2 protein-coding genes are annotated in these 3,650 nt (G+C 57.1%); one reads left to right on the top strand and one right to left on the bottom strand.

Going from position 1 to position 3,650, the window contains the following annotated elements; translation table 11 throughout:
- The coding region (locus AWB82_RS36245; RefSeq protein ID WP_086974051.1) for a PAS domain S-box protein at positions 1 to 2,886 on the top strand (2,886 nt) is incomplete at its 5' end.
- Positions 2,887 to 3,309: 423 nt separating this feature from the next.
- On the opposite strand, the gene AWB82_RS36240 is transcribed toward AWB82_RS36245, so the two are convergent.
- The coding region (locus AWB82_RS36240; RefSeq protein WP_327346132.1) for a carbonic anhydrase at positions 3,310 to 3,650 on the bottom strand (341 nt) is incomplete at its 5' end.

The following is a 3,650-nucleotide window of genomic DNA, read 5'->3' as shown; positions in this document are numbered from 1 at the left end:
TTAAGGGAACAGGTTCTGTTTGCCGCCCACAACCTGCTGCGTGATCCGCCCTTCTCTAAGCTCGACCTGGTGTCATGCCGCAACCTACTGATCTACCTGGACCGTACGGTACAGCGACAGGTCTTGCAAACATTTCACTTCGCGCTTCAACCGGGCGGCTATCTATTCTTGGGTAGTTCCGAGTCGGCTGAGATTGCCGATGACCTTTTCGTCGCCATTGACAAGAAGAGCCGGATTTATCGCGCGAAGAAATCGGCGAGCGCGCGACCTGCGTCGACGTTACCGTTCGTCGGCCCGCTGGCGCAGCCGACTCACTTCAGTAACATAAAGCCAGCGATTGGTCGCACGGACTCGTCGTTCTCAGCCCTGCACCGAAGCGCCATGGAGCATTATGCGCCGCCAAGCGTGCTGATCGATCGCGACGGGGAAATCCTGCATATGTCAGAGGATGTCGGCCGGTTCCTCCTATACGTCGGCGGTGAACCGTCTCACAATCTGCTCACCCTGATCAACCCCGAGCTGAGGCTGGAGCTTCAAACTGCGCTCTTTCAGGCGCTGCGACATGGCAAAAGCGTCGATGCAGAACGCGTGAGGTTCGCGCGGGGTACCGCTCTTTCCTACGTCAACATGACTGTGCGCCCGTTCTACGATGCGGCCGTTGGAGACCTCCTTGCAGTGTTCTTCGATGAGGCGGAGGAGACCACGTTGCCCGAAGTGTCCGAAGTCGCTCCGACTGACGAGAGTCCTGTCGTCGCACACCTCGAGGCCGAAGTACGGCGATTAAAGGAGCTTTTGCAATCGACCGTCGAGCATTCTAGCGTCTCAAGCGAGGAGCTAAAGGCGTCCAACGAAGAGTTGCAGGCAATCAACGAAGAAATGCGGTCAGCGTCCGAAGAGCTCGAAACCAGCAAGGAAGAACTGCAGTCGGTCAACGAAGAGATCCTGACGGTCAATGGTGCGTTGCAGGCGAAGGTAGAAGAGACCGCGAAAGCCAACGATGACCTTCAAAACTTGATTGCCTCTACCGGCATCTCGACTATCTTTGTCGACCGTTCGATGCGCATCAAACGCTATACGCCCGCAGCAGTGGGACTGTTCAATTTAATAGCGACGGATATCGGTCGCCCCTTGCTCGATTTGACGCATCGCCTGCATTATCCGCAACTCGCCGCAGATGTAAGAAGCGCATTCGAGGACCTGAAGTCGGCGGAGCGGGAAGTCAGCACTTTGGACGGCGATTGGTTCCTCGCTCGCGTGCTGCCATACCGAACCGTGGACGATCGCATCGACGGTGCTGTGCTCACCCTGATCGACATCACGCAAAGACGCCGGGCCGAGGCAGCGGCCCGATCGAGCGAAGAACGTCTGAAGCTCGCTGCCTTGACCACCGACGACTATGCAATCATTGTGCAAGATTCGGACGGCACGATCCTCAGTTGGAATCGAGGAGCGCACCGCATGTTTGGCTTTGAAGAACATGAGGTCGTGGGCAAGCCGATCGACCTCATATTCGTCCCGGAAGACCGGCCGGGCGCAGCGCTCGCGGAAAGAGAAACAGCCAAGAAGGAAGGTCGTGCCGAGGACGAACGTTGGCACCTCAGAAAAGACGGCAGAAAGATCTATTGCAGCGGCGTCATGACATCGATCGACACGGTCGGCTTCAAGGGTCTTGCGAAAATAGCGCGCGATTTAACCGACCGTAAGAGCGTGGAGAGCCAGCAGCAACTGCAGTTGGCGCTCGAGCGAGCCATTCGTGCCCAGGCGGAAACGGTGAACCGCCAAAAAGATGAATTTTTTGCGGTACTGTCGCACGAGCTGAAGAATCCGCTTAACTTAATTCACGTCAAGGCTGAGTTACTGAGCCGCTCGCCCGAGGTGAAAGATATTGCGCTGGTTCAGGATGCGGCGGACGCGATTCAACGTTCGGTCCTTGGGCAATCCAAGATCATTGACGACCTGTTGGATCTATCGCGGGTGCGCACGGGCAAGTTGGCGTTGCACTTCTCGCCGGTCAATCTTGCATCTGTTCTTCGAGCGATCGTCGAGGCGAGTGACGCGGAAGCCGCGAACAAGCAAATTCGAATGGCAGTGTCAGGCGTTGACGCGCCGTTGACGATTCAGGCCGATCCGGTACGCCTGGAGCAGATGATTTGGAACGTGGTGCGCAATGCCTTGAAGTTCACGCCGCACGGCGGACGCGTGAATCTGTCGCTTACGCGCGATGATCGATACGTCTGCATCGAGGTATGCGATACGGGACAAGGCATCGCGCCCGATTTTCTGCCCAAAGTTTTCGATATGTTTAGCCAAGCGGACGGCGGCGGCCGACGTGATCGCGGCGGCTTAGGCATCGGCTTGTCGCTCACCAAGCAACTGGCTGAAATGCACGGCGGACGCATTGAGGGTACCTCGGCTGGATTGGGACAAGGATCCTGTTTCCGCCTTTGGCTGCCACATCTTCCTCCATCTTCATCTGTATTGCCCGCGGGTAAAACCGGTGATCCCAGCATTCTGACGGGGCTGCGCGTACTTCTTGTCGACGATTCGCTGGAGGGCCTCGAAGGGTTCCGGACTTTGCTTGAATTAGAAGGGGCGCAGGTCAGAGCGGAATCGACTCCCGAAGCAGCTCTCAAGGTCGCGAGCGAAAGCGAATTCGATCTCATTCTGTCGGATATCGGCATGCCGACAATGAGCGGCTATGAACTGATTGCGAAGTTGCGTGAGCTGCCGGCATGTAGGGCGGTTCCAGCGATCGCTTTAACCGGTTTCGGACGCGAGCAGGACGCTGCCGAGGCACTGCGTGCAGGGTTCGATGCGCATTTGGGTAAGCCCGTGTCGCTGAACGCGCTACTCGTGGCTATCGGCGGAAACTTGAGAAAAAAGTAGCGGCTATTGAGTCGATGCACGAAGCGCTTTCTAAAGTCGATGTAGCACAAAACAGCCTCAAAAGTGCCTAGTTTCGGCGCGGAGGTTCATTCTTAGCGGACCATTGCCGCTCAATTGCTGGTCCGCTTTCAAAATCAAGCCGCCGTTCAAACGTCAACCCAAAAGCACGGACAAGGGGCCGGAATTGGCCGAGAGCACCAATTGGATGAAGGTTCTACAGCGCCGACATCGCGATCCGCGAGGTCAGCCTTCTGGCGAGTAATTTGAACGCGAACTGACGGCCATCTCCGGACGTCAAGTCCGCCCCTTCACCGGGAATCAAGTGTCGGCTCCGCACCAGACAGCGGTCCTTCGTACAACCATTCTCGCCGTGGCTAGCCCGTCGACCCGCGATGGGAATTGTGGTGAAGATCTTCGTGCACTTCACCGCGCCCGCGCAGCAAGGCGCGCTATCATCCGATCAGCCATCGCGCGGTCGATGACTTCGAATGAGCGGCTCCTGCGCTCATAGGCATACATGTCGCCACTCGCAATATCGAACCACCAGCCGCTCAACACGAGTGCGCCCGCGGCGACTTGCTGGTGGACGATCGGGTATGTCATCAGATGCTCAAGCTGCACAAGGACGTTGAGTTGCGACAATTGATCGTGCGGTTTCAGCCTTTCATCGAGCGGACCTTCGTGTTCGAGGCGAAACGCTGCGTTGTTGGCGTGATACAGCCATTTATCTAAGTTCGGCGCTTTCAGCTTGGCGTTGCGTGTAT

Origin of the sequence: Caballeronia glebae, from assembly GCF_001545035.1 — a bacterium.
GTDB lineage: Bacteria > Pseudomonadota > Gammaproteobacteria > Burkholderiales > Burkholderiaceae > Caballeronia > Caballeronia glebae.
This window is presented reverse-complemented; position numbering and strand designations above follow the sequence as displayed.